The sequence below is a fragment of the Aquimarina acroporae genome, from assembly GCF_023195925.1.
GTDB lineage: Bacteria > Bacteroidota > Bacteroidia > Flavobacteriales > Flavobacteriaceae > Aquimarina > Aquimarina acroporae.
Genome location: NZ_JALPRE010000011.1, coordinates 88,297 through 114,145, shown reverse-complemented (window position 1 = coordinate 114,145; position 25,849 = coordinate 88,297). Strand labels below are relative to the sequence as shown.

Genomic DNA, 25,849 nt, shown 5'->3' with positions numbered 1-25,849 from the left:
CATGTGGGGTAGGTGTCACTAAATTATAATTTTATTCTTATAAAACAAAAAAGCCCGAAAACGATGTCTCGGGCTTTTAAGGTTTGATTGTTTATTGGCTTTATTGCTTAATAAAACGTTTTATAGTCCCATTATCTACATTTAAGATGTAAGGACCATTTTCTAATTTCTGAACATTAATCACATTGGTAAATGTTCCTTTGTCCACTACTTGTCCTAACATATTTAAGATTCGGTACTGGTGAGTTCCGAAAGTTCTCATAGATACGTTAAGCACAGAGTTTGCTGGGTTTGGAGATAAGATAAAATCTGCTCCTATTGGAGGTCCAAATCCATCAGAAGTTACAGCAAATGATGTTGTAGTACCACAAGGTCCTAAATTAGTCCATCCTGTAGCTGTTCTTTCATAAAGGCTTCCTTGGTATGTTACACGATCTCCTACTGAGTAAGATTGTGTGCTGCTCCATGCAGGTACACCCTCACATTGATCAACAGGTCCACCACCAGAACTACCAATAGATAAGTTATCTATGGCAATATCGGCTTGCCATGTAGCTCCAGTAATTCTATTGAATCGTAATTGAACTCCACCACCTACATATGCAGCAAGATCAATATTTGCGTTTTGCCAAGAGTTTCCTTTGTTTCCTGTTTGACTCCAGATACTGGTCCAAGTAGCACCTTCGTCTGTACTAGCTTCAACAGCTATGCTTCCCATATCTGCAGCTCCATACATATGGTAGCTAAACGTTAATGAAGCGCTAGATAAACTACTAAGATCAAAACATGGAGATGTTAAGATTGCTTGTTTGTTAGGATATCCGGTTCCGTTTCCAGAAGCTTCAACAAATATATAGTAAGAGCCTTGAGTAGCACTTGATGGTCCGGTACCATTAGATGGTGTTCCGTTTGCATCTACAGTCCAGTTAATATCATCAGCAGTAGATTGTGTCCAAGCTCCTAATGTGTTTTCAAACCCTTCATTATATGGGAATGCAGTGATTCCAGATGTACATCCAGATCCACTTCCACCACCACTAGTAGTAACACTTACTACGTTACTTGCAGCAGATTCGTTTCCTGCTGCATCTTTTGCAACTACGCTAAATTGATATGCAGTATTTGCAGTAAGACCCGTAACATTTGCAGTAGTATTGGTAACAGATCCTAATACTGTGCTTCCTTGGTATACATCATATTCTGTAACACCTACATTATCTGTAGAAGCTGTCCAGTTTAAGGTAAGGGTAGTTTCAGTAATATTAGATGCTGCTAAGCTTGTAGGAGCAGTTGGTGCCTGAGTATCGGGAGCAGTTCCTCCAATAGATACCGTATAATCTTCTACTTCTCCATATTGGAAAGACTCACAAGAAGTTGGCACACCATTATATTTCATAGATACACGCATTCTGGTAGGCCCATCTGCAGCGCTTGAAGGTACTGTAAACGATCCGCTTACTGGAGTTGTTTGGGTTGCACTTTGTGTCCAAACTTGTTCTCCAGCATCAGTAAATACACCGTTTTGGTTGTAATCGATCCAAACACTATATCCTTCGTTATACGTTGTACCTGTCCAGGTAGGAGTTACTGTAATTGTATTTGAGCTACCTTTTGCTAAACTTGTAGATACCGAAGTAAAATCTGTATACCCTCCAGATCCAGCACCAGAAGTATTATCTATAGTTCCTAGTTGTACTCTGCTAATAAATTCATCAGCCACACTTTGTCCGTTTGAGTCACAATAGGTTAATTGGAACTCTATAGTACTAAATGTAGTTGTCGGGCTATACGAAGAAGTAGTTCCATCAGAACACTTACTTCTTACTTGTACCTCATATGAAGTTAATTCTGTAAGCCCACTTAAATTTGTAGAATTTCCTCCAACATCTTGTAAAGTTGTCCATGAAGAATTTCCTGCTACGCGGTATCTTACGTCATAAGTTGCAGCTGGAACTGCAGTCCATCCTATGGTTGCAGAATCATGGCTGATGTTTGAAGCGGCTACATTTGTTGGTACTGTTGCGTTACAAACTACTGGAGTTCCTGTTAATCCTGTTACTACAAGAGAGAAGTTCTGGCTTCCACCAGTTAATGATCCCTTGTGTGTTACAGTAATGGTGTATGTTCCAGAAGCATTTGCTACATCTATTCTTTCATAGGGGTCAACATTGTTGTCACCAGTACCGTTAGTAGTGATACTAGTTAGTCTATAAGGCTCATATGTAGTAGATCCTTTTGTTACTCTTATATCAAGGTCATTTACAAGAACCGGAGTATTAGAGTTAGTAGCAGTTACAGCAGTTCCAGGACGATCTGTCCAAGAGATAGAAGCTAGTAAAGGGCTAGTCCCATCAGAATCAACAGTAATAGTATAGCTTTGACCACCATTAAGTGTTAATTCTTCTACTTTAGACTCTCCACTACCAGCATTAGTAATTACTTCAGCAGCTGCTTTAGCATTTAATAATCCCCAACCGTAAACAGCGTCTGGTCCAGATGGTCCTGCATCGTCGGCAGTGTGCAGAGCAATACCTTTTAAGGTTGCTGCTCTCATAAAGTTACCATTGATGTTGTTGTAATGTTGTTGTAATAATAATAATGAACCCGTAACGTTTGGTGATGCCATAGACGTTCCGGTAATACTATTATATGCAGTATCACTATTTTGGTACGTAGAGTACACTCCAGTACCGTTACCAGTAATATCAGGCTTAATTCTATAATCATCAGTAGGTCCTTCACTACTTGAAGAATTGATTGAAACACTAACTAGTGATCCGTTACTATTTACATTAGCATCTTGTGCATTTGCAACTACTAAATTATTTTTTGAAGTAGAGTGCCCTGTCAACTTATCATAAGAAGAGTTTCCGTCAAGAGGAGCACCGTTATAACCATTTTGGTTACCATCATTACCAGCAGCAACTACCATAAGGTAGAAAGGTGCATTGAACATTACTTCATCCCAATTTCTTGATTCATCGATATATGCACCAAAATATTGATCGGGAACAAGATCTCCTCTAAAACCATAAGAGTGGTTAGAGACTAACATTCCGTTTGCAGCAGCAGAAGTAGCTTCAGAAACATCATTGTTCCACATATATCCATGTACTTTCGCTTGAGGCGCCATACCTTTTGCATCGGCTTGCACTCCAGAAGCCATTACAGTTCCTGTTACGTGAGCTGCGTGAAAGTTAAGTTGCGTTCCTCCTTCTGAAGAGGCATCTTGAATGGTTACACGATTGTTACCTCCAGGACCATCATATTCCTGATGCGTAACACGTGCGTGACCACCATCCCAAACGTGAGCTGTCATATTTTGCCCGTCAAGATTTAATCCTAAAGATCCTCCAGAATTAAGGTGGTTGGTTCTTGTAGATCTGGCAGCATCTACGTTATTAGTGGTATAATAGATATAATAATTTTTTCCTCCAAAAGAAGCAACTTTCTGAAGCTCAGAGTAACTTCCGTTTTTTGCTTGAATTTTGGTTGGTCTACCATCAAGTTGTGCCATTTGCACAGCTTTCTTCTTGTCGAGTGCCGCTTTTTGGGAAAAGTCGGCTTGTAATTGATTTAATTTTGCTAAGTTGGTTTGTTGTGCCATTTTTGCCTTATCTGCAGTGGTTTGCGCGAAAAGACCGGCCGAAACGAGCAGCATTGTAAAAAATGCAATTACGCTCAATTTGGTTTGTGTGAAGTTCAAAGCTAGACTAAGACTTCTGTAGCTTTTTTTCATTTTTTTTGAGTTTGAGTTAGCATTAGTTAGGATTCCTTGAAAAAATCTAAGGAAACGACCAAAACTCTTAAAATATTGTCAATAAAAAAAAGTTTTTCGATGAGGCGCTTGAAAATTCTTTATAAAACATTAACATAGGCTTAACGTTCGTTTAAAAAAATGATTATGTAAGAAAAAACCTATTGTAGCGTTCTTAATTAACTCATTTTTTCGAAGAATTCTAAGGTTACAACCTCGTTGTAGTATGTGTTTCCCGGAGAATAAAATCCTACATGTCCTCCATAATCTGGTATTTTCAAGAAGAAACTCTCATTTTCTCTAGCTTCCTGCAAAGGATAACATTCTGAGCCCAAAAATGAATCATTCTTAGCATTTATAAGTAGCGTAGGAATATTTATGTTAGGAAGAAATTGTTTACTACTGCATTTGGCATAATAGTCTAGTGCATCTTTATATCCATGTGCTCTACTAGTGTATAAATTATCAATATCAATTAATGAAGTACATGCCTTAATTTCTTCTTTGCTAATATGATCTTGAAAAACAGCTTGCCTGTCTATTAATTTAGCTTTAAGGTGTTTTATGAATCTTTGCTGGTAGATGATGTTTTTGGGTTTGTTGATTTCAAGTAGAGAATTATATAGATCGCAAGGCGCAGAAACTGCAACAGCCGCTTTTATCTGGGACGGAAGATTGTCATTTTCTCCTAAATACTTTAGAACCAAATTACCACCTAGACTAAAACCACAAAGTGAAATGCTGGTATAATTTTTAGTTTTAAGAATGTGATCGATAATTTCAGAAAGGTCCTCGGTCACTCCGGCATTGTAGGACCGATATAAACGATTTACCTCACCACTACAGTTTCGTAAGTTGACCAATGCAGTATCCCATTGGTTTTGGTTAAGATGTTTGGCAAGACCTACCATGTATTGCCGTTGGGCATTACCTTCTAACCCGTGAATAATTATCGATACTTTTTGAGTTGCAGAAGAAGCATAACTCCAGTCTATATCAATAAAATCACCATCAGCCAATTCTACCCGTTCACGCTTTTGCTGAACGCCCTTAACTTTTCTCAAAAGATTTGGATAAATAGTCGAAAAATGGCCATTTTTAAATAGAAATGGTGGAGAATAAGAAGATGGAATAATTGGCATTAATACAAGATGTTATCTTTAGGTTTTATTTTTTCTGGAAGGTTGTCTTCGTCTAGCATGTCTCGTAAATCTATTTCTATAGTTCTGCATAACGCTGTCATAGGAACATCGTTTACACGACCTTCAAAAGGGTCTTCGCTATTACTTCCAATTTTTTCCATAGTTGTAAAAATCCAAGATACCAATACCGATAGTGGGATCATTAAAAAGATAAACCAACGTTGTATTTCATCGGGCATATTGGCTAATTCTGCTTCGAATACATTCAGCATTCCAAAGGGAAGAAGTAGTACAAAAATCCAGGTGAAAACTGTACTAAAATAAGCATACTGCCTGGGGAAAGGAGTGTTTTTAATTCGTTCGCATTTACCCTGTAAATTATAAAGTTCTTCAAGAACAGCATGTAAGAGTTGCTTGTCGAATTCGGTAATTTTACCTTCTTTAGATAATTTCTTAAGATGAAGCCCTTGATTTTTTACAATATGAGTGGCAGTATTTTTACGGCTTAAAAGATCCTCATATTCTTCTTGGGGAACAAATTGTTTAGTGGCATCACAAGCTGGTTGTTGTTCTCCATGTTTCTTAAATAAACTTTCTACAGACGAATTCTCTTTGATAGAAAAAGAAGTAGGTTGCCGCAGTTGTATTCTCAAAGCATTTATCCAAGCAATATGGCGATGTATTAAAATACTTTTGGTTTGGTGATCATCATCAATAAGACAAAGCACTTGATTGGCCCAAGTTCTGGAATAGTTTACAATGCCACCCCAAATTTTACGTCCTTCCCAAAAACGGTCATAACTCTGACTATTTTTAAAGCCAATATAAAAAGCTACGGCAATACCAATGACCGATAAGGGCTGAAAGGGAATGTCAATAAAAGTTAAGTTTAAGAAATAATACAATGAAAAAATAAATGCAGCGTAAAAAACAAAAAACAAGATATTTTTCCACCCAAATCTTAGAATTAAACCCCAACCGATATTTCTTTTAATGTACATGTGTGATATTTTTTTCTAAAATAAGAAGACCATATTGGTTTTCAAAACCTTAAACGATTTTGATATGAATAGTGTATTTTATTATGCACGCATAATAAAATGTTTCGTATTTTTGTAATATTAAATCAACGCTTATGTATATAAAAGACTTTGAAATAAGATGGAATGATATCGATGCAAATCGACATTTAGCTAACAAGGCATATATTGAATTTGCAGCGCATACACGTATGTCTTTTTTGGCAGAACATGGTTTTGATAGAAGACTACTAGGTAAATTAAATATTGGTCCAGTGGTTTTTTATGAACATATTTATTATTTCAAAGAGGTTTTTTATGGACCGCCGGTAAAAGTTTCATTAGAAATTTCAGGGTTGAGTGAAGATGGAATGTTTTTCGAATTCAGGCATAATTTCTATGATCACAAAGGAAGAAATTTTGCGCAATGTGAAATGATGGGAGCTTGGATGGATCTGGGTACAAGAAAATTAATCCCACTTCCCGAAGATTTAAGCAAGCTTATGGAAAAGATTGAGCGCCCTTCAGATTTTAGAACCCTTACCAAAGAGGATACGAGAAGATTTAATAAAAAGCCAGTAGATCTAAGCTAAAGTCTTTGGCTTTTTAGTTACCAGATATACTCCTATAAATACCAGAACAGCAGATACTATCTTCACCAGATTTAAAGAATCTGCACCCATGGCCATAGCAAAACTTATGGCTAATAAGGGCTGTAAATATATGAATGCTCCTATGGTAGATGCTTTCAATGTTTTTAAAGCAAATACATTTAATAGGTAAGTAAAAAAGGTGGTGCCCACTACCACAAATACCATTTTCCAGATAACATCAAAGGGTAAAGAGCTCCATTCTACCTCATTAAATTCAGAAATGGTAATTGGGAAATTTATTACCACAGCCAAAAGAAAAAACCACTTCATTAACGTAAAGGAGTGATATTTGGCCGTTAAAGGTTTTACCATGACCAGATAAATGGCATAGGAGGCAGCATTAATAATAAATAAAGTATTCCCCAAAGGAATATTTGGAGCATCCTGGCGTATTTCGGCTCCAAAAAGTATAAGCCCTAATGCACCAGCAAACCCCAGAAGTATGCCAATAGTTCTTAGAAACGTAATTTTCTCTTTAATGAAAATGGCAGAGAGTATGAAAACCATAATGGGTGATATGGTAATCATTACCGAACTGTTTATAGGAGTAGAAAGTTGTAGCCCTTTGAAGAACATAAGCATATTTATAACCATACCAAAAATGGTACAACCCAAAATTCTGGGCCAATCACTACGTTCTATCTTTTGCTTGGGGGCCCAGACCGATGCCAACCAAAATAAGACTGCTGCACCTATTACTCTTAGAAAAATAAACCCAAAGGGTTTAATATAGGTAGGCATTAGTCCCTTGGCAACGGTATGATTAACCGCATAGATCAAACTCGCACCAAAAGCGGCGAGTAATGCTGCGGTTCTTTTATCCATGAATAGCCTGTTTTGTAGCTTCGACCACTTTTTTGCTGTTTCCTACAAAAATTTGCCCTTCAAACAGTGTTACCGGACGTTTTAAAAACGTATAATGTTCAAGAATGAGATTTTTAAAATCTTCTTCGGTTAAACTCTGATTCTTAAGATCTCGTTCTTTATACAATCTTGCTCTTTTGCTAAATAAAGCTTCATAACTCCCGGCAAGTTCATGCATTTCTTCTATTTGATCGGTAGTAATCGAATCGGTTTTAATATCCTGCAATATAAAATCTGAAGGAAGATTTAATTCGTTGATAATTCGTTTGCAAGTGTCACAAGTAGAAAGATGATATATTTTTTTCACAGATGGTAATATTAAGTGTCAAAATCATCACAAAGGAAATTCATTTAAGAATTAAAACTCATATTTTTGGCTAAAAATTAAGAACTTCATGCAACATCTTTTAGAAATTACAAGAACTAACCGTCGATTATTAGAGAAAATTTTAAATGCGCATACCTTAGAACAACTCAATACAGTTCCCGAAGGTTTTAAAAACAACCTAATTTGGAATGTCGCCCATGTTGTGGTAACCCAGCAATTATTGGTATATAAATTGAGCGGATTACCAATGATGGTAAGTGATGAAATGGTGGCCAAATACAGAAAGGGAACTCAGGCAGAAGGTATAGTGTCACAGGAAGAAGTGGATAAAGTAAAATCATTATTGTTTGCCACCTTAGATCAGACAGAAAAGGATATTGAGGCTGGAGTTTTTAAAAGTTTTCAGGAGTACCCTACAAGCACAGGTTTTGTACTAAAGTCTGTTGAAGATGCTATGAATTTTAATAATTTTCATGAAGGTATCCACTTAGGATATGTATTGGCTTTGAAAAAGGCATTATAATTAGACATTTTAATAGTTAGTTATGAAAAAATTCTTGTTGTTTTTTGTATCCATAGTGTTGGTTCTTGCCGCATGTAATCAGGAAAAAGAACAAGAATTTGACGCTTCAAAAAAATTCATTGAAGAAATAACTGAGCTAAAGGAGTATTTTCAAATTCCAGGATTGGCAATTTCTGTTGAAAAAGAAGGCGAGATAATTCAAGAGGAATATATGGGGTATTCTGACTTGAATTCACAAACCAAGCTAAATGAAGAAACATTGTTTCCTATTGCTTCGTTAACCAAAGTTTTTTCAGGTGTTTTACTATTGAAGTTAGTTGAACAAGGAAAACTTTCTTTGGAAGATTCACTTACCAAGTACTTTCCAGAATTACCTATAGAAAAACCAATTCAGATAAAACATATTTTATCCCATACCTCACAAGGAGATGAAATCGGAGAGTATTTTTATTATAGTTTTAGATTTGGAATGCTTACCAATGTAATTGAAAAGGCTTCGGGAACTTCTTTTGAGGAGTATTTGCAGTCTGAAATAGTAGAGCCGTTGGGTTTAAAAAACACATATTTATTAAAAGATTCATTACAGGTTGCTAAAAATAACCTTCTATTGGTAAAGCCTTATTTTATTGAAGATGGAATTAAAGATGGTTTTGTTGATTATGGGTATTCTGCTTCTGCTGGGATCATTACCAATTTAGAAGATTTAGCTATTTTTAATAATGCTTTAGATAACAATACGCTTATCACAAAAACTTCAAAGGAGAAGATGTTTTCGGGATTGCATGATTCCTTGCCATATGGCTATGGAATTTTTAGTCAGACGTTTAATGGCACTAGACTAATCTGGGCATATGGGCAATATGATTGTTACTCAAGTCTTTTACTTAAAATACCTTCAAAGAATTTGACACTTACCTTACTTGCAAATAATAATTTAATGAGTGATCCGGCGAGGTTGATTTATGGAGATGTGACTTCTTCACTCTTTGCATTAAGTTTTTTGAAGAATTATAGTATTGAAGATTCTACTATGAGGCTTTTAGAAACTGAAAAATCACTAGAGACCAAAAAAAAGCTCGAAAATGAGAATTTTTACAGGAAAAAGCTTCTTGCACAAGCTTTGGCATCTTCTTTTATGTCTAGGTTTGATCTTCAAGAAATGGAAACTAGTAAGATAGTGCTGAAAAAGGTTTTTACCGATCATCCAAACTATCATGATTATGCAGATCTAAATTTAATGCATACACTTTCTTTCCTTAAAGATGTGGCTTTTTATAGAGACTTAGAATCGTTTAACGATTTTGATAGACAAATTGAAGAGATTGGGCATAAACTTTTAAAAGATGATCCTCAAAATCCTTATTTGAATATGTATTTGGGGACTTATTATAGTAGAAGAGGAAATGAAGGTAAGGCCTTTTACTACTTTAAGAATATTGTAGAAGCCAATAATTTCTCCAGAAATTGGTACACTTCTGAGGCAGAGAATTGGATTAAAAAAAACAAACCAGATTACAAGATGTCAAATGCAAAATAGGAAGCAGCGTCTTGTTTGTTTATTTTGATTTCTATAGGTCCTTCAGCATAGGAACTTATTTCATAGGCATTATAATATAGGATAACCTCGGTATTGGTAATGCCAATATTTTCTGGAAGAGCAAATGTATCATTGTCAAAAAAGAACCCCGTACTATTAATAGACTCATTCTGTAGGATTTCGTATTTTGATCTAAATACGCGCTCAGCATACTCCATAAAAACCGAATAGTCCTTAAAGAGATCTTTGTTTTTGATAGGTTTTCCGGTTTTAGTGTCCAGATTAATGAAGGATACAGCACCGTATCCATGTGCTCCGCCTGTGAAAATATAAGAATCCATTAGAACAGAAATCATAGTTTTACACTGAAAACTTAATTCACAATCTACCGTAGCTTCATAGGGAGGGATTTCTTCTGGAAACTCATTACTGGCATCTTCATATGATTGATTAAATTCCTTAATAGCTTGATCAATATTGCTATAAGATTGATCTTCTTCTATAGTTAAGACAGAACAAGCAGCTTTCTCAATTTCACTATTCATAGTTTTACAAGCCGGAGCATTATCCAATACTTGAACAAGGTTTATTTTAATGGAAGCACATTCTTTTTTCTTGCAATCTAGAAGTGTTTCTGTGGCTATTTTTTGTTTTTCAAATGTGAATGTTTCATTAGTGGTACACGCTTGAAAAGCAACTGCAACCCATAGAAAAAAATACAATAAAAAAGGTCTGTTAGGTTTTGTGTTAATCATCTACTAAAGATATTCATTGAAATGTGATTAGAACGAATTAAATCATACATTTGTTCAGTTTTTTAACATAAAAATGAACAAGTTATTTTTTTTCTTGTAAAAATTTAAATGAAATTTAATACAAAAACTATACATGGAGGTCAGCAACACGATCCAGCTTATGGAGCGGTAATGCCTCCCATTTATCAAACCTCGACATATGCTCAGACCACTCCAGGTGGGCATAAAGGATTTGAATACAGTAGAACACATAATCCAACCCGTCAGGCTCTAGAAAATGCTTTGGCAAGTATTGAAAACGGAAAACATGGTTTAGCCTTTGGCTCGGGACTGGCAGCTATCGATGCTGTAATTAAATTATTGAAACCTGGAGATGAAGTTATTTCTACCAATGACCTTTATGGTGGCACCTATAGATTGTTTACCAAAATTTTTGAGGATTTTGGAATCAAGTTCCATTTTATCGGGATGGAAAAGGCTGAAAAAATAGAGAGTTACATCAACAATAATACAAAATTAATTTGGGTAGAAACACCTACAAATCCTATGATGAATATTATAGACATCAAGGCTGTTGCTGGGGTTTCAAAAAAATATAACTTGCTGTTGGCCGTAGACAATACTTTTGCTACACCTTATTTACAAAGACCATTAGATTTGGGAGCAGATATTGTAATGCATAGTGCGACTAAATATATAGGAGGGCATAGTGATTTGGTCATGGGAGCGCTTATCGTAAAAGATGATGCTATTGCCAAAAAACTATATTTTATTCAAAACGCAAGTGGAGCAGTATGTGGTCCTCAGGATAGTTTCTTGGCACTACGAGGAATTAAAACCTTACACATTCGTATGCAACGTCATTGCGAAAATGGAGAGGCCATTGCTACGTATTTAAAGAATCACCCTAAAATAGAAAAAGTATACTGGCCAGGTTTTGAAGATCATCCAAATCATAATGTTGCTAGAGAGCAAATGGATGGTTTTGGTGGTATGATTTCATTTGTTACCAAGGGCAGTGATTATAACAATGCTATTAAAATTGTAGAAAACCTCAAGATTTTTACTTTGGCAGAGTCACTTGGTGGTGTAGAAAGTCTTGCTGGACACCCGGCTAGTATGACGCACGCATCTATTCCAAAAGAAGACCGTGAAAAGATAGGTGTAGTTGATTCATTAATAAGATTGAGTGTAGGTATTGAAGATGTAGATGACCTAATTGCGGATTTGGAACAAGCAATAGGTTAAATTAATTATTAAATTCAAAAAAATAGACCTAATATTTTGGGAATATCATATCTTTGAGTCCAAATTTTAGTTATCAAATAAGAATCTATTAATCCTTTTAACATATGCAAGCAAAGATTGATGCATTTATGGAAGAAGTAAGAGCTCGTAACCAGTATGAGCCAGAGTTCTTACAAGCCGTACAAGAGGTAGCAGAAACTGTAATTCCTTACATTGCGGCAAACGATATTTATAACGGTAAAAACATTCTCTTAAGAATGGTAGAGCCAGAAAGGGTAATCATGTTTCGTGTGCCATGGGTAGATGATCAAGGCGAGATTCATGTCAATAGAGGATACAGAATACAGATGAATTCTGCAATTGGTCCATATAAAGGTGGACTTCGTTTTCACCCTTCGGTGAACTTAAGTATTCTTAAGTTTTTAGCTTTTGAGCAAGTTTTCAAAAATAGCTTAACTACACTGCCTATGGGAGGTGGTAAAGGAGGTTCAGATTTTGACCCTAAAGGTAAATCTGATGCCGAAGTAATGCGTTTTTGCCATAGTTTCATGAGTGAGTTGTATAGACATATTGGTCCAAATACCGATGTTCCAGCAGGAGATATAGGTGTAGGAACTCGTGAAATCGGATTCTTGTTCGGAAAATATAGAAGAATGAAGAATGAATTTACAGGAGTACTTACCGGAAAAGGAATTACTTGGGGAGGATCATTAATTAGACCTGAAGCTACAGGATATGGAGCAGTGTATTTTGCTCAAAATATGCTGGAGACCAAGGGAGATAGTTTCGAAGGAAAAGTAGTAACCGTATCTGGGTCAGGAAATGTCGCTCAATTTGCTACAGAAAAAGCAACACAATTAGGAGCTAAAGTTGTGACTCTTTCAGACTCTTCAGGATACATCTATGATAAAGATGGTATCGACCAGGAGAAACTTGAGTTCGTGATGGAGCTTAAAAATGTGAGACGTGGGCGTATTCATGAATATGTTGAGAAATATCCTGGAGCAGTTTTCCATAAAGGAAAAACTCCTTGGGGAGAAAAATGTGATATAGCATTACCTTGTGCTACTCAAAATGAGTTAAATGGTGATGATGCCAAAACACTTATAGCAAATGGTTGTGTTTGTGTGAGTGAAGGAGCAAACATGCCAAGTACACCAGAGGCAATTTCGGCTTTTCATGATGCCAAAATTTTCTTTGCTCCTGGTAAAGCGTCAAATGCTGGTGGAGTAGCGACATCTGGACTAGAGATGACACAAAACTCTTTACGTTTCAATTGGACTAGAGAAGAGGTAGATGATAAATTGAAACAGATTATGGGTGATATTCATAAAGCTTGTTTAGAATACGGTACCGATGAAAATGGGTATGTAGACTATGTAAAAGGAGCCAATATTGCCGGATTTGTAAAGGTTGCTGATGCAATGCTTGCGCAAGGAGTGATCTAAGACATAAATTTAAGAGATTATTGAGAAGCCGTTCAATATTTTGAACGGCTTTTTTTAGTTATTTTCGTGCAATTATGATGATCAATTCTCCAGCTATAGTTATTCATTCTTTGCGATACAGTGAAGCCGATCTAATAGTGACTTTGTTTACCAAAACCAATGGGCTTCAAACTTATATTCAAAAAGGGGTACTTAAATCGAAACGGGGAAAGATACGAGCTTCTTTTTTTCAACCTTTAACGATTTTAGAAATAGAGGCTTCTCACAGAAACAAAGGAACTCTGGAGCGTATTAAAGATGCAAGAGTATTAAGCCATTATGCTTCTCTGCATACCGATGTGATAAAAAGTGCGTTGGTCTTTTTTATTTCCGATATTCTAAAGAGCTCTATCCAGGAAGAAGAAGCAAATTTAGATCTTTTTGAGTACTTGCAAACCACAATTCTATGGTTGGATACGCACGACACTATTGGGAATTTTCATATAGCCTTTCTTACAAAGCTTACGCAATATCTTGGTTTTTACCCAGATGACTCAAATCTTAATGACGACTGTTTCAATATGCAGGAAGGTATATTTCAGTCTGAAGATACCAACATATATTGTGTCTCTGGGAATCATATTTCTAAATTCAAAGAGTTTTTAGGCACAACATTTGAGGGGAGTATGAATATAAGATTGTCGAAGAACACGCGAAGTGAGATTCTAACTATGTTATTAGTATATTTTGAGTTACATTTGCACGGTTTTAAGAAACCAAAATCACTTTCGGTTTTGAACGAAATTTTCACTTAGATAATGCGCATATTTATATCGGCCTTATTCTGTTTATTATTTTCTTCATTTGCGATGGCTCAACAAATTTATGTGGTGAGCGCTTCTTCAAATGATCCAGTGCCTAATGCTGTTATTTCTAATGCTGAAAAAACAGAAAGTACTATTACCAATTTTGATGGTATGGCCGATATTTCTAAATTCTCAGATACAGAAATTTTATATTTTGTTCATGTCGCTCATAAGCCTTTTCAGATCACAAAATCTGAAATCATTAAGGCAGGAAATGTCGTTTATTTAGACATCGATGAAAATCAGCTTTCAGAAGTGGTTATTTCGGTTTCAAAATGGGAGCAGGACAAAAAGGATATAGCCCAAAAAATAGTAAGTATTTCTACAGAAGAGATTGCTTTGGCGACTCCCCAAACCTCTGCCGACCTCTTGCAAAGCAGTGGTCAGGTTTTTATACAGAAGAGTCAATTGGGAGGAGGAAGCCCAATCATAAGAGGGTTTTCAACCAACAGATTGCTGATAACAGTAGATGGTGTGCGTATGAACACCGCAATTTTTAGAGGTGGAAATGTGCAAAATGTAATAGCTATAGATCCTTTTACCATAGATAGAACAGAGGTTATACTCGGACCTGGATCTGTGGTGTATGGTAGTGATGCTGTTGGAGGGGTGATGAATTTTTACACAGCTCAGCCTAAATTTGGTATTAGAGGTAAAAATATTGTTAGCGGAAACGCATTTGCTAGATATGCTAGTGCCAGTAACGAAATGACAGGTCATTTTGATCTTAATGTTGGGCTAGAAAAATGGGCCTTTCTAACAAGCGTGAGCTACACCGATTTTGATGATCTTAAAATGGGAAGTCATGGTCCAGACGACTATTTGAGAAATGAATTTGTTACTACCGTAAATGGAGTAGATACTGTTGTACAAAATGAAGACCCCGAAGAACAGGTGTTTACAGGGTATGATCAGGTAAATTTTCTTCAAAAAATACATTACACGCCCAATGAGGTCTGGGATTTTAACGCAAGCCTGATTTATACCACAACTTCAGATTATCCTAGGTATGATCGCTTAATTAGACATACAGATGGGAACTTGAGATCTGCAGAGTGGTACTATGGTCCACAGAAATGGTTTATGGGAAATTTGCATGTGGCGCAAAAATCTGGAAATCGATTTTATGACAAAATGAAAATTGCAGCGGCGTATCAATACTTCGAAGAAAGTAGAAATGATCGTAATTTTGGTAGTACTACATTGGAAAGAACCAAAGAACAGGTAGATGTATATTCTATTAATTTTGATTTCGAAAAGAAGTATGGAGATAAAATCTCTATGTATTATGGGTTAGAATATATATTGAATAATGTATTTTCTGATGGCTCTCAGCAAAATGTTGAAACAGGTAATGTGACCAGAGCACCTTCTCGTTACCCAGATGGTTCTACCTGGCAATCGATTGCGGCCTATTTTAGCATTAACAATAACTTTAGCGAAAAGTTGAGATTTCAAGGAGGTCTACGGTATAACAGAATTATTTTGTATTCACAGTTTGACGATGAATTTTTCGATTTTCCGTTCAACGAAGCCAATATTGATACAGATGCCGTTACAGGAACTGCAGGTTTAAGTTGGTTACCAAACGATATCCTGCAATGGAAATTAAATTTCTCAACTGCGTTTAGAGCTCCAAATATTGACGACGTTGGGAAAATATTTGATTCTGAACCCGGGTCAGTTGTAGTGCCAAATCCAGATCTAAAACCTGAGTATGCGTATAATGCCGAGCTTGGTTTAAGTGCGAATCTAGGGAAGAAATTCTCTTTAGACCTCGCCACATATTATACCTATCTTGATAATGCTTTGGTACGAAGAGATTTTAATCTAAATGGGGAGACCGAAATTCTTTTTGGAGGAGAATTAAGTAATGTACAAGCAATTCAAAATGCTGCTAGAACCAGAATATATGGTTTTGAAGCAGGACTTAAATATCAGTTTACAGATCAAATTGAATTTGCATCTCAATATACGTTTACAGGCGGTGAAGAAGAGTTAGATGATGGAGCAATTACGCCTTCTAGACATGTATCACCACAGTTTGGAAATACAAGCCTTACATTTAATAACAAACGATTAATGGTAAGTGCATTTGCAAATTATAATGGAACATTTGATTTTGAGGACCTGGCACCTTCACAACAGAATAATGACTTTTTATATGCAAGAGACGAAAATGGAAATCCGTATTCTCCGTCTTGGTATACGCTTAATCTGAGAACAAAATATCATTTTACTAAAAAGCTAACAGGAGTTTTTTCTTTAGAAAATATTACCGATCAAAGGTATAGGCCTTACTCATCGGGAATCGCGGGAGCAGGTAGAAACCTTATTGCATCGTTAAAATATTCGTTTTAATCTTATTTTTTTGAAAAATAACCTTTTTATTTTCGACATAGACGGCACACTTACAGATAGTGTTCCTATGTATCTTATTTCTGTGACAAAATCGCTATTATCATTGGGTATTACAGATATTGATACCGATTATAATAATTATAAGCACCATACCGATAGTTATGCGCTGCGGTATAATTATGAGCGTAATTTTGAATCAGAAATGCCTAAGGGTTTGTTAGAGGATTTTGAGAATAACCTGGTTGAAGAAATGCAGAAATTTGATAGGGTTAAAGAAATTCAAGGAGCACGCGAATTACTTTCTTTTTTGAAGACTGAGGAAATACCATTTTGTTTTGCTACCGGTGCACTTCCAAAACCTTCTATGCTTAAATTAGGACAATGTGATCTATGGTATGACGAAAAGGTGTTGGCTACTTCAAAAACTCATGAATCTAGAGAAGGCTTTGTGCTCGATGCGATAGAAAGAGCTAAAACATTCTACCAGATGGATAAATTCGATCGTATTGTATCCTTAGGCGATGGTCTTTGGGATCTTAAAACTGCACAAAATTTATCACTAGAATTTATTGGGATCGGCGATAGAAATAAGCCACAGCTTTTGGGCCATGGGGCAGAGCATTGCTTTACAAATCTGGAAGCATTTCATAAATACTTCTTTTAATTCTTTTGTCTTAGTTTGCTTATAAGATTATCGTCAAACTTTTTCTTAAGTGCAGTGATTTCGGTTACATTATCGTTAGGAATTGCAATCGAGAGTACGTAGTGTTGTATTTTCCATCCGTCACTGGTTTTTTGAAGCACTCCACTACCACGACAAATCCCCATTTGAGTGTCTAGTAGCTCATCAAACCAGGCAATATTGGCCTCTTTTTTTATGAAAATATTTCTTTCCAAGTGAGTAAAGCTCCAGGCTTTCCCTCGATCGAAATAAGGTTTGGCAAAAGCTTTAAATTCTTCGTTTGTCCAATTTTCGTTAGCATCGGTTCCAATGAAAATAGCATTATCTGTCATTAAACCAAAATACTGCTCAAAATTAGCATCGGCAGCGGCCTTATGCCATGCACTTACGACTTTATCAATGTTTGCTTTTTCTTGAGCAAATCCAACGCTACAAATAGCAATAAAGAATACTGTGATGTAGTTTTTCATATTATTCGTTTTTGTCGTCTCCAAGATCTCTTAAGAGTTCTTTTTCAATATTTTCTGGTATGGCTAGAGATAATTCGTTAAGTTGAATTATTAGACTGTTGTAAGCTTTCAAGAATTGTCTGTTTGCGTTCATAATCTTCACAGAATCCGGATTCTTTTTTGCAGATTCTTGTCGCAATAAGCCCGATTCAGTCAGAAGTATAGTAATTCTTGAATTAATAGGGTTCACTTTTAAATCTTCAGTAAGGTTTTCTTCAAAAGTTTGAATTAAAACCTCTACACTGTCAGCATATTTTCTTACATAAAAAGAATTAGAAGTATGTAGCGTTTTTGCTAGGTTTCTTAAGTTGTGAAAATCTTCAAAACTTTCGAGATCTTTCTCTGCTTGAGAAGAAAGTTTAAGCAAATCTAAAGATATCTGTTGCTTAGATAAACTGTCTAATTGAACTGCAACAACCTCTTGATTGGTATTGGTATTAATTTCTTGTTTACATGAAAAACAAAGGGTTGCAATTGCTAAGAAAAGAAATAATCTCATTATAGTTTTTATTAATAATGACTCAAAAATAGGGTATTTATGACAATTGAAATAACATGCACGAATTTTAATTTTTCTTTTTCAAAATAAAAGAAAAGGCAAAAGACCTCGAGTAGAAAACTACTTGAGGTCTCGCAAATGCATAAGTAAAATTGGTTAAAATTCGGGTAGCTTTTTATATCCTATTTTCTCTAAAAAGAGAGATGTTTTTTTAAGATGCATCTAAGCTCGTATTTCGACCGCAAATATCTGGAGTATAACCTTAGATTTTACGGCCAAATTTCATTTTTAGTAAAAATTAACATTTCTAATGTAGTCAAAATCATCTTTTTTTACTCATAGATATGTCTATGGTTTTTATTTATGTAGTTGAATTATTGCGTATTAATTGAGTATTGGGACCTATGGCGAGCATAAACTAGATAAAATGTAACAGCATAAGATTAACAATAAATTAAAATAATTCGTCTATATTTAAAATTCAAAAACACAGATCATGGGTATACTTTCCTTCCTGGGCTTCACCTTATTGGTGGGTGTCATAGCTTATCTTTCTACCAGAAAAACAGATGAAAATACTTCCGATGGATACTTCCTAGCCGGAAGAAGTCTCTCTGCAATTACGATAGCAGGTTCGCTGTTATTAACGAATCTATCTACAGAGCAAATTGTAGGTCTTAATGGTAGTGCTTTTTCTGAAGGTATATTGGTGATGGCATGGGAAACATTGGCAGCTATTGCCATGGTAATTACGGCGGTGTTTTTATTGCCTAGATATTTAAAAGGGGGTCTTACTACGGTACCTCAGTTTTTGGAACGCAGGTATGATACTACGACCAAGGCTATAGCTTCTGGTCTGTTTCTTACTGGATATGCAATTGTATTGTTACCTATCGTTTTATATACGGGTTCCCTGGCATTGAGTACCATGTTTGATGTTCCTGGTTTATTGGGTGTGTCTAAAAGTGCAGCAATTTGGATTTGCGTTTTCGGGATCGGTATTATAGGATCGATTTATGCAATTTTTGGTGGATTAAAAGCCGTTGCCGTTTCAGATACAATAAATGCAATAGGACTGCTTATAGGTGGAATTATGATTCCTGTTTTTGGACTGTTAGAAATTGGTGACGGAAGTATAGGAGATGGTTTGGCGACGTTGTTTAGAGACAATCCAGAAAAATTTGATTCTATAGGTGATAGCAAAGCCTCAGTGCCATTTGCTACTATTTTTACGGGTATGATGCTGGTGCAGTTATTTTATTGGGGAACAAACCAAGCTATAATTCAGAGAGCTTTGGGTGCCAAAAACCTGAAAGAGGGACAAAAAGGATTGTTATTAGCTTCTTTTATTAAAATTTTGGGACCATTAATTGTGGTGTTACCTGGTATTATAGCATTTCACATGTTTGGAGATACTCTTGATAAGGCCGATGAAGCATATCCAACATTGGTAAGTAAAGTATTACCATTGTCATTAGTTGGATTTTTTGCGGCAGTCTTATTTGGTGCTATTTTAAGTTCATTCAATAGCGCATTAAATAGTTCGGTTACCTTATTTGGTATAGATATTTACAAAGAATACATCAATAAAGAAGCAACCGAAAAACAAACAGTAAAGGCAGGAAAGCTTTTCGGAATAGCATTGGCATTATTTGCAATGTTTATCGCTCCTCTTTTACAAAGCGCAGAAAGTATCTTTAGTTATTTGCAACAAGTGAATGGATGCTATAGTATTCCTATTCTTACCATTATAGTCGTGGGATATTTGACCAAAAATGTGCCTGCAATTGCTGCAAAAATTGCTATAGTTTCAGGTGCAATTTTATATCTTATTTATGTGGTTTTAGATGCTACAGTTCTTGAGGGTAAACTTCCGCACTTCTTGCATGTTATGGCAATTCTGTTTGTGGTTAATGTACTTATTATGTTACTTATAGGTATGCTACAACCTAGAGAGGTGCCTTATGAACAGCAATATACCGAAGAAGTCGATATCACACCTTGGAAACCAGTTAAGGTTGTGGGGGCCGTTATATGTTTTATTGTGATAGGAACGTACATCTATTTCTCTTAGTTTTTTGAACGGTTACAGAGAATGATACCTTATAAGGAGGTATAGCTAGGATTATGGAATGTTGATGTTATGCTTTTTCATTTCATCTATAAACTGATGAATTTCTTTTAAACTGCTATTCTTGGGTTTGTAAGAATAATATAGATTTCGTTCGATTGGTTGTATAAATTTGAAAGGTGCTTTGATCAAATTCGTGGTTAAATAAGTCTTGCAATATTGTTTGGGTACCACGCTAAACCCGGAATTTTTTTCTAAGACCTCTACAATGCTGGTATATGAAGGTAAAACGTATCTTGGAATTATTTTTGGAGCTTCATCGAAAGTAGCTTGCCAGAATTCCTTAATATCTGCAAGTTCATTATCATATACGAACCAAGTTTGCTTTTGTAACCACTCTATGGGTTGAATATCTCCTTTTTCTGAAGATGTTGATGTTGGAGGTTTAATCGAGGAAGAGCAGATTAACATCAACTCTTCGTTTTTAATATGAGTAAATCGATGATTGTAGATGTCATGCTTTTTGGCTCCAACTACTAGTTGAATTTTATCTTGCTCTAGTGCTTCAATAAGTTCTTTTTCGGTTCCGAAGAGGGTAACAATATACATGTCGAAGGAATAGATCTTATTCATCAATTCATGTTTAAAAAAATCTGAAGTACATCCTATACTAATTGCTGAACGCCTTTTTTTCGCCCTCTGTCCAGAATAATATTCAACTTTTTGAAGTTGTTGTAAAGGGTTGTCGATTTGTGAATATAAAAATTTACCATATTCTGTGGGAGTCACCCTTCGCGTAGTTCTGTCAAATAATTTTTTCCCAATATGATGCTCCAACGCAGAAAGATGTTTACTTACCCCGGGTTGTGTCATATTCAGTTTCTTTGAAGCTTCAGTTATACTATTGCATTCATAAATAGCACTAAAGGTTCTCAACCATTCTAGATTAATCATAACTTATGTTATTAATTGTATGAATAAAAATAATTAAAATTATTAATGGGTTGACTCTATATTTGTTGAAAATTTCAAAATTATGACACATACATTGGTAGTTAGTTATGCACCTAGATACGGTTCTTATACAAAGATTTTGTTTGATGAGTTTGTGCAATTGGCAAATGGAAAAACAAAAATTAAACATTTAGATGTAGTGCAGACTCCGCCAGATTTATTACTGGAAAGGAATTTAAATCTAATCATGGAATGGAATAAAGGTAAAAGAGATTTTACGAATGAAGAACGCTCTATATTATCAAATCATAATGATCTGGTACAAGATGTTCTTGAAGCAGATCATATTGTATTGGCTTTCCCTATTTATAACTTTACAATGCCGGCTACCGTCAAAGCATGGATTGATGCTATTGTGGTGAGCGATAAGACATTTTCATTTAGTCCCGAAGCTGGATTTAAAGGACTTTGTGGTGATAAAAAAGCAGTGTCAATTATCGTTGCAGGGTTCGATTACAATTCTTCGAATGATGCAAAGGAATATGCCTCTGCTACAATTAAACAAAACTTTGATTTTTTGGGGATAACATCAGAGGAAATTTTGGTCTTTGGCGTTGATCAAAATAGAGATCAATTAGACGAAATTTTAAAGAGGGCAAAATTTGAAATTAAAACCCTAGTCGACAAATGGTTTTCAAACTAGTGCCCTCTTTTCGTTATTTCACTGACTAAATAAATAACGTATGGTGGTACTATGGTATATCGGGATAATACTGTTGACCTTTGAAAGAATCCTTTATTTCTATAAAATGATACCCTATCCATATGCCGATAATGAGTCCAATACCAGACAGTACATCGAACCAAACTGGGTCTGCGGTGATATTAGAAAAGGTTAGATAGGCGGTTTCCATAATAATCAAGGTGCTTAACACAGAAGGTATAAGTATGGTATAGTTTCTACCAACTATTCTGGCTAGATGTCCCGACACAATAGCTGCGGTAAATGTTAGTAGACCTCCAAAAGCGATAACTGATGCAGAACTGTTATAGTGTATTCCTTTAAAAACTAATTCTTGAGTGAATGTGGTACCGACTATTAGGCAAATTTCACCGAATACAATACCTAGAATGCAAAAAAGTATACTTTTTGAGTTCATGGCTAGATAGTTTAATAGAGTGATATTTTGGTTTCTTTGGCACCCAATGTGATAAGGTGTTCCTTTACTTCCATAGCATCTTCACCTCCTTTTTGGGCATGATGAAGCAGGGTAAATCCATGAGGTCCCTTGGCATGAAGCGCTTTTGGGAAAAGATTTAGCATGGGTTTTATAATGTTGATTCTGCCAAAAAGAGCTGCAGTAAAAATATTGGCTTGGGCACCTTGATCAATAAGGTATTGAGCCAATTCTTTATAACCTACATGACTAGCAGCTCCCAGGGCAGTCTCGAAATCACCGTTTTTCCAGTCGTGTGCCGCATTAATCAAGGTAGGATATTCCTCCAGGAGTTCCTTTATGGTCTCAAATTTTCCATGTCCTGCTCTAACAAATTCAGCAACAACTTTTTTGTCTAATTGTGAGTCTTGTTGCTTTTGTGCTGAAATTATGCCAACCGGTGAAAATGTGTAGACACCGGTTAACATACTGGTTTTAATAAATTGAGATCTATTCATGATGTTCGTTTTTTGATTGATGAATATCCAAGGGTAATTGAAGTATACATACTTCATACAATTTTTCCGAAGAAAATAAGGATCCGTCTTTATTAAAACTTCCAAATTGAGCATTGGCAACATAGTACAGTGAACCATTAATTACCTCACCGGTGGTGGGATTGTTCATCATTGGGTGATTTACTTCCAATGGGTCTGCACTCAAAATTTTAGAACCCGTTTTGTCTAGTTTAAATTGTAGTACGGTATTAAGATCTGGTTGAATTCCAATAAGAGAATTGTTATAATAATATAAGCCATCAATACTATGATTTTTGCTAATATTAATTTCTTTAGGAACTTCAATTTCTTTAGTTTTTTGCTGGGTAATGTCATAAATAGAAATACCATTAGAATGAGCTATGAAAAGTTTAGATTCATCCTGTGATAAGGTTAGACCATTTGGGAATTTATAGGTATTAGAAAAAAACACATTTTCCAAAATATCTTTTTTCGAAGTAATTTTATATAATCCATGTTTGGTAAACATGTGAGTGATATAGACATCACCATTTTGAGCCACAACGATATCGTTGAAGAAATGCACTTCTCCTGGGTTGTTCAGTACATATTTTTTAATCAGTTTTCCTGAGTCCAGATCGAATTTAAAAATTCCTGCAGGTCTTCCTTCTATATTGTCTTTATAGTTGTATCCTTCTAAATTACTTCCTCCAGAGCTGCACACCCACAAATGCCTTCTTTCAACATCTATTTCCATTCCTATGATCATCCACAATCCATACTGTTTTGGAAGAATGAAATTTTCATGAGTCCCATTGGGTAATACTCTTATTATTTTTCCTTTGCGCGTACTTCCAATATAAAATTGATTTTTCAGGGTGTCATAGGCAATACTTTCAGGAAGTAAATCTTTTTCTGCCACTGTAAAAGCAATGTTGCTATTATTGATAATATTAGGTTGTTCTTGAGCGCTTATACTATGCATAAATAGGTAGGTCAAGATAATAGTAAATAAGAAGCGTGGTTGCATAGAAATGATTGTTTGTTTAGGTTAAATTACATTACTTTAATGTTAGATCTGTAAATTTTATATATGTGGCTATAACAATGGTGTATATCTATATAGTTCTTATGTGAAAGGTGATTTTGATGAATTCACATAAATTCAAACCTATTAGGCATAAAAATGAATGATTTAGGAAATTTATATCTTAGATTTGGAAGTTAATACAATGCTAGTTTGAGTATAAAACAAATTACATATCATGTCCTTTTTTGGATTATAGTTACTGCGTCGTTTACCATTTCAGAATGGGGGTATATGCCTTCTTTTCGAGATGCGTTGATATATGAGTTGCTGCTGCTACCATCCAGATTAATCGCAGTATATGTAAACTGGTTTATTCTTATTCCCATGTTTTTATATAGGAATAAACTATTACCGTATTTTGCCATTTTAATTCTGGTACTATTGATTTTGGCAATTGCTCATCGATATTTTGTGTTGTATTGGGGCTTTCCGACCTATTTTCCACAATGGATGGAAGGGCAAAAAATAGAACCGCTTCATTTTGCAAAGTTATTACAAGCGTTGCTGATTATAATTTCTCCTGTAGCCTATACTACAGGATTTAAACTGTTTATGGATTGGTATAAACAACGTAGACAGACAGAGGTGCTAATTCAAGAAAAAACCAATGCCGAATTGAAGTTTTTGCGATCGCAGACCAATCCTCATTTCTTATTTAATACCTTAAATAGTATTTATGGGCTGGCACTGGCAAAATCTGAAAAAACACCAAACCTTATCTTGAAGTTGTCAGATATTTTAAGCTATACCTTGTATGAGTCTAATACTCAAAAGGTGTTGTTGAGTAAAGAGCTAAAACTTATTGAAAATATAATTGCGCTAGAAAAGGAACGCTACGAGAAAAGGGTTAAGATTGATTATGTGGTTGAAGGAGAGGTAGATGGTATACAGATACCGCCATTAATTCTGGTGCCATTTATCGAAAATGCATTTAAACATGGCTTAAAGAATGAAGTAAAAAAAGGTTGGATCAAAGTGCATATTACGGTTACAAAAGAACATCTCATGTTCACCGCAGAAAATAGTATCTCTAAACAAGAGGAAGAAAGTAACGGAGGAGGTTTAGGACTGCAAAATATATGTCGACGACTAGATTTGCTATATGGAGATGATAAAAAGCTGTTAATTGATAAAACTGAAGAAGCTTTTATTGTTAACTTAAAAATCAAATTACCGACAGATGAAGCTTAAATGTCTTATCGTAGATGATGAACCCATAGCGCAAAATATTGTCAAGGGGTTTATTGAAGATATTCCCGATCTTGAGGTGGTTGATATTTGTGATAATGCGATGGAAGCGCTCAAAGTGTTACAAAAACAAACTGTCGATATTTTGTTTTTGGATATAGAAATGCCCAAGTTGAGCGGGTTAAGCTTTTTAAAAACCCTATCGCATCCTCCGGCAACCATTATTACTACAGCTTATAGAGAATTTGCTTTGGAAGGTTTTGAGTTAGATGTAGTTGATTATTTACTAAAGCCTTTTTCGTTTGAGCGATTTTTAAAGGCAGTGAATAAAGTAAATCGAACCCAAGAGATACATAGCCCCACAGAGCCAAAGTCTTGCGAAAAAACCTACGAGTACTTTAAAGTTGATCGAAAAAATATTAGAATAGATTATGACGATATTATCTATATCGAAGGGTTAAGCAATTATGTAAAAATTCATATCAAAGACAAACATTTTGTAGTCTATCATAAACTTATCGACTTGCAAAACCTTTTACCGTCAGACCAATTCGTTAGAATTCATAAATCATTTATTGTAGCCTTTGATAAAATTAAAGCCTACGGAAACGATTATGTAGAAATCTTTGATCGTCAATTATCTATTGGCAATACATATAAAGAAAACTTTTTTACCCTGCTCACCAGAAGACAAAACTAAG

At 35.3% G+C, this 25,849-nt stretch carries 24 protein-coding genes; 12 read left to right on the top strand and 12 right to left on the bottom strand.

Going from position 1 to position 25,849, the window contains the following annotated elements; genetic code table 11:
- Positions 1-100 precede the first annotated feature (100 nt).
- The 3 genes from M0D21_RS16250 to M0D21_RS16240 form a co-directional block, all read right to left on the bottom strand.
- Positions 101-3,739: a S8 family serine peptidase gene (locus M0D21_RS16250; protein WP_248331460.1), complete on the bottom strand. Its 3,639-nt coding sequence runs from the start codon at positions 3,737-3,739 to the stop codon at positions 101-103.
- A gap of 197 nt (positions 3,740-3,936) precedes the next feature.
- A complete protein-coding gene (locus tag M0D21_RS16245) occupies positions 3,937-4,899 on the bottom strand; it encodes a YheT family hydrolase (RefSeq protein WP_248331458.1) in 963 nt (320 codons plus the stop codon).
- Positions 4,899-5,900, bottom strand: coding sequence for a bestrophin family protein (locus M0D21_RS16240; RefSeq protein ID WP_248331456.1), 1,002 nt, complete (start codon positions 5,898-5,900; stop codon positions 4,899-4,901). The genes M0D21_RS16245 and M0D21_RS16240 overlap by 1 nt, the downstream gene beginning before the upstream one ends.
- Before the next feature lie 134 nt (positions 5,901-6,034).
- Here M0D21_RS16240 and M0D21_RS16235 point away from each other — a divergent pair, with 134 nt between their 5' ends.
- Positions 6,035-6,511 carry an acyl-CoA thioesterase gene (locus M0D21_RS16235; RefSeq protein ID WP_248331454.1) on the top strand — a complete coding sequence of 159 codons (477 nt, stop codon included), beginning with the start codon at positions 6,035-6,037 and terminating at the stop codon, positions 6,509-6,511.
- On the opposite strand, the gene M0D21_RS16230 is transcribed toward M0D21_RS16235, so the two are convergent.
- Together M0D21_RS16230 and M0D21_RS16225 are read right to left on the bottom strand one after the other, a co-directional pair.
- Complete coding sequence (locus M0D21_RS16230) at positions 6,503-7,396, bottom strand: DMT family transporter (RefSeq protein ID WP_248331451.1); 894 nt, start codon at positions 7,394-7,396, stop codon at positions 6,503-6,505. The two genes, M0D21_RS16235 and M0D21_RS16230, sit on opposite strands and share 9 nt — an antisense overlap.
- Positions 7,389-7,742 (bottom strand): arsenate reductase family protein, encoded by a 354-nt coding sequence (locus tag M0D21_RS16225; RefSeq protein ID WP_248331449.1) that lies wholly within the window; start codon positions 7,740-7,742, stop codon positions 7,389-7,391. Before M0D21_RS16225 ends, M0D21_RS16230 begins: the two co-directional genes overlap by 8 nt.
- Positions 7,743-7,830: 88 nt before the next feature.
- On the opposite strand from M0D21_RS16225, the gene M0D21_RS16220 reads away from it, so the two are divergent.
- Both M0D21_RS16220 and M0D21_RS16215 read left to right on the top strand, forming a co-directional pair.
- Positions 7,831-8,286 (top strand): DinB family protein, encoded by a 456-nt coding sequence (locus M0D21_RS16220; protein WP_248331447.1) that lies wholly within the window; start codon positions 7,831-7,833, stop codon positions 8,284-8,286.
- Between the two features lie 22 nt (positions 8,287-8,308).
- Entirely contained in the window at positions 8,309-9,823 is a 1,515-nt protein-coding gene (locus M0D21_RS16215) for a serine hydrolase domain-containing protein (RefSeq protein ID WP_248331445.1), read from the top strand.
- Here M0D21_RS16215 and M0D21_RS16210 read toward each other — a convergent pair.
- Complete coding sequence (locus M0D21_RS16210) at positions 9,799-10,578, bottom strand: DUF3298 and DUF4163 domain-containing protein (RefSeq protein ID WP_248331443.1); 780 nt, start codon at positions 10,576-10,578, stop codon at positions 9,799-9,801. The two genes, M0D21_RS16215 and M0D21_RS16210, sit on opposite strands and share 25 nt — an antisense overlap.
- Positions 10,579-10,686: 108 nt before the next feature.
- On the opposite strand from M0D21_RS16210, the gene M0D21_RS16205 reads away from it, so the two are divergent.
- The 5 genes from M0D21_RS16205 (at position 10,687) to M0D21_RS16185 (ending at position 17,144) form a co-directional block, all read left to right on the top strand.
- The gene (locus M0D21_RS16205; RefSeq protein ID WP_248331441.1) at positions 10,687-11,826 is read left to right on the top strand and encodes a cystathionine gamma-synthase; all 1,140 of its coding nucleotides are present in this window, start codon (positions 10,687-10,689) and stop codon (positions 11,824-11,826) included.
- Positions 11,827-11,930: 104 nt separating this feature from the next.
- Positions 11,931-13,274: an NADP-specific glutamate dehydrogenase gene (gene gdhA / locus M0D21_RS16200; RefSeq protein ID WP_248331439.1), complete on the top strand. Its 1,344-nt coding sequence runs from the start codon at positions 11,931-11,933 to the stop codon at positions 13,272-13,274.
- Between the two features lie 74 nt (positions 13,275-13,348).
- Positions 13,349-14,068, top strand: coding sequence for a DNA repair protein RecO (gene recO / locus M0D21_RS16195; protein ID WP_248331437.1), 720 nt, complete (start codon positions 13,349-13,351; stop codon positions 14,066-14,068).
- 3 nt (positions 14,069-14,071) lie between these two features.
- Positions 14,072-16,480 (top strand): TonB-dependent receptor plug domain-containing protein, encoded by a 2,409-nt coding sequence (locus M0D21_RS16190; RefSeq protein WP_248331435.1) that lies wholly within the window; start codon positions 14,072-14,074, stop codon positions 16,478-16,480.
- Positions 16,481-16,490: 10 nt separating this feature from the next.
- The gene (locus tag M0D21_RS16185; RefSeq protein ID WP_248331433.1) at positions 16,491-17,144 is read left to right on the top strand and encodes an HAD family hydrolase; all 654 of its coding nucleotides are present in this window, start codon (positions 16,491-16,493) and stop codon (positions 17,142-17,144) included.
- On the opposite strand, the gene M0D21_RS16180 is transcribed toward M0D21_RS16185, so the two are convergent.
- Together M0D21_RS16180 and M0D21_RS16175 are read right to left on the bottom strand one after the other, a co-directional pair.
- Positions 17,141-17,632 carry a nuclear transport factor 2 family protein gene (locus M0D21_RS16180; protein ID WP_248331431.1) on the bottom strand — a complete coding sequence of 164 codons (492 nt, stop codon included), beginning with the start codon at positions 17,630-17,632 and terminating at the stop codon, positions 17,141-17,143. The two genes, M0D21_RS16185 and M0D21_RS16180, sit on opposite strands and share 4 nt — an antisense overlap.
- A 1-nt stretch (position 17,633) precedes the next feature.
- Entirely contained in the window at positions 17,634-18,170 is a 537-nt protein-coding gene (locus M0D21_RS16175) for a hypothetical protein (protein WP_248331429.1), read from the bottom strand.
- 496 nt (positions 18,171-18,666) lie between these two features.
- On the opposite strand from M0D21_RS16175, the gene M0D21_RS16170 reads away from it, so the two are divergent.
- Positions 18,667-20,244, top strand: a complete 1,578-nt coding sequence (locus tag M0D21_RS16170) for a solute:sodium symporter family transporter (RefSeq protein WP_248331426.1) — start codon at positions 18,667-18,669, stop codon at positions 20,242-20,244.
- A gap of 51 nt (positions 20,245-20,295) precedes the next feature.
- Here M0D21_RS16170 and M0D21_RS16165 read toward each other — a convergent pair whose 3' ends face one another.
- On the bottom strand, positions 20,296-21,195 hold the full coding sequence (locus M0D21_RS16165) for a LysR family transcriptional regulator (RefSeq protein ID WP_248331424.1): 900 nt from the start codon (positions 21,193-21,195) through the stop codon (positions 20,296-20,298).
- Positions 21,196-21,277: 82 nt separating this feature from the next.
- On the opposite strand from M0D21_RS16165, the gene M0D21_RS16160 reads away from it, so the two are divergent.
- The gene (locus M0D21_RS16160; protein WP_248331422.1) at positions 21,278-21,898 is read left to right on the top strand and encodes an FMN-dependent NADH-azoreductase; all 621 of its coding nucleotides are present in this window, start codon (positions 21,278-21,280) and stop codon (positions 21,896-21,898) included.
- Between the two features lie 49 nt (positions 21,899-21,947).
- Here M0D21_RS16160 and M0D21_RS16155 read toward each other — a convergent pair whose 3' ends face one another.
- From M0D21_RS16155 to M0D21_RS16145, 3 genes are read right to left on the bottom strand one after another with little or no spacing between them, the layout of a single operon-like run.
- Complete coding sequence (locus M0D21_RS16155; RefSeq protein WP_248331420.1) at positions 21,948-22,355, bottom strand: hypothetical protein; 408 nt, start codon at positions 22,353-22,355, stop codon at positions 21,948-21,950.
- An 11-nt stretch (positions 22,356-22,366) separates the two neighbouring features.
- A complete protein-coding gene (locus M0D21_RS16150; RefSeq protein ID WP_248331418.1) occupies positions 22,367-22,870 on the bottom strand; it encodes an ankyrin repeat domain-containing protein in 504 nt (167 codons plus the stop codon).
- Positions 22,863-23,900, bottom strand: coding sequence for an SMP-30/gluconolactonase/LRE family protein (locus M0D21_RS16145; RefSeq protein WP_248331416.1), 1,038 nt, complete (start codon positions 23,898-23,900; stop codon positions 22,863-22,865). Before M0D21_RS16145 ends, M0D21_RS16150 begins: the two co-directional genes overlap by 8 nt.
- Positions 23,901-24,110: 210 nt before the next feature.
- On the opposite strand from M0D21_RS16145, the gene M0D21_RS16140 reads away from it, so the two are divergent.
- Together M0D21_RS16140 and M0D21_RS16135 are read left to right on the top strand one after the other, a co-directional pair.
- Positions 24,111-25,151 (top strand): sensor histidine kinase, encoded by a 1,041-nt coding sequence (locus M0D21_RS16140; RefSeq protein ID WP_248331414.1) that lies wholly within the window; start codon positions 24,111-24,113, stop codon positions 25,149-25,151.
- The gene (locus M0D21_RS16135; protein ID WP_248331412.1) at positions 25,141-25,848 is read left to right on the top strand and encodes a LytR/AlgR family response regulator transcription factor; all 708 of its coding nucleotides are present in this window, start codon (positions 25,141-25,143) and stop codon (positions 25,846-25,848) included. Before M0D21_RS16140 ends, M0D21_RS16135 begins: the two co-directional genes overlap by 11 nt.
- The last annotated feature ends 1 nt before the right edge of the window (position 25,849 follow it).

Coding starts and splice junctions, on each gene's coding strand:
- M0D21_RS16250 (WP_248331460.1), bottom strand. CDS start 3,739: ATGAAAAAAAGCTACAGAAGTCTTAGTCTAGCTTTGAACTTCACACAA.
- M0D21_RS16165 (WP_248331424.1), bottom strand. CDS start 21,195: ATGATTAATCTAGAATGGTTGAGAACCTTTAGTGCTATTTATGAATGC.
- M0D21_RS16175 (WP_248331429.1), bottom strand. CDS start 18,170: ATGAGATTATTTCTTTTCTTAGCAATTGCAACCCTTTGTTTTTCATGT.
- M0D21_RS16135 (WP_248331412.1), top strand. CDS start 25,141: ATGAAGCTTAAATGTCTTATCGTAGATGATGAACCCATAGCGCAAAAT.
- M0D21_RS16190 (WP_248331435.1), top strand. CDS start 14,072: ATGCGCATATTTATATCGGCCTTATTCTGTTTATTATTTTCTTCATTT.
- gdhA (WP_248331439.1), top strand. CDS start 11,931: ATGCAAGCAAAGATTGATGCATTTATGGAAGAAGTAAGAGCTCGTAAC.
- M0D21_RS16215 (WP_248331445.1), top strand. CDS start 8,309: ATGAAAAAATTCTTGTTGTTTTTTGTATCCATAGTGTTGGTTCTTGCC.
- M0D21_RS16205 (WP_248331441.1), top strand. CDS start 10,687: ATGAAATTTAATACAAAAACTATACATGGAGGTCAGCAACACGATCCA.
- M0D21_RS16235 (WP_248331454.1), top strand. CDS start 6,035: ATGTATATAAAAGACTTTGAAATAAGATGGAATGATATCGATGCAAAT.
- M0D21_RS16160 (WP_248331422.1), top strand. CDS start 21,278: ATGACACATACATTGGTAGTTAGTTATGCACCTAGATACGGTTCTTAT.
- M0D21_RS16210 (WP_248331443.1), bottom strand. CDS start 10,578: ATGATTAACACAAAACCTAACAGACCTTTTTTATTGTATTTTTTTCTA.
- M0D21_RS16220 (WP_248331447.1), top strand. CDS start 7,831: ATGCAACATCTTTTAGAAATTACAAGAACTAACCGTCGATTATTAGAG.
- M0D21_RS16145 (WP_248331416.1), bottom strand. CDS start 23,900: ATGCAACCACGCTTCTTATTTACTATTATCTTGACCTACCTATTTATG.
- M0D21_RS16245 (WP_248331458.1), bottom strand. CDS start 4,899: ATGCCAATTATTCCATCTTCTTATTCTCCACCATTTCTATTTAAAAAT.
- M0D21_RS16230 (WP_248331451.1), bottom strand. CDS start 7,396: ATGGATAAAAGAACCGCAGCATTACTCGCCGCTTTTGGTGCGAGTTTG.
- M0D21_RS16180 (WP_248331431.1), bottom strand. CDS start 17,632: ATGAAAAACTACATCACAGTATTCTTTATTGCTATTTGTAGCGTTGGA.
- M0D21_RS16240 (WP_248331456.1), bottom strand. CDS start 5,900: ATGTACATTAAAAGAAATATCGGTTGGGGTTTAATTCTAAGATTTGGG.
- recO (WP_248331437.1), top strand. CDS start 13,349: ATGATGATCAATTCTCCAGCTATAGTTATTCATTCTTTGCGATACAGT.
- M0D21_RS16155 (WP_248331420.1), bottom strand. CDS start 22,355: ATGAACTCAAAAAGTATACTTTTTTGCATTCTAGGTATTGTATTCGGT.
- M0D21_RS16150 (WP_248331418.1), bottom strand. CDS start 22,870: ATGAATAGATCTCAATTTATTAAAACCAGTATGTTAACCGGTGTCTAC.
- M0D21_RS16170 (WP_248331426.1), top strand. CDS start 18,667: ATGGGTATACTTTCCTTCCTGGGCTTCACCTTATTGGTGGGTGTCATA.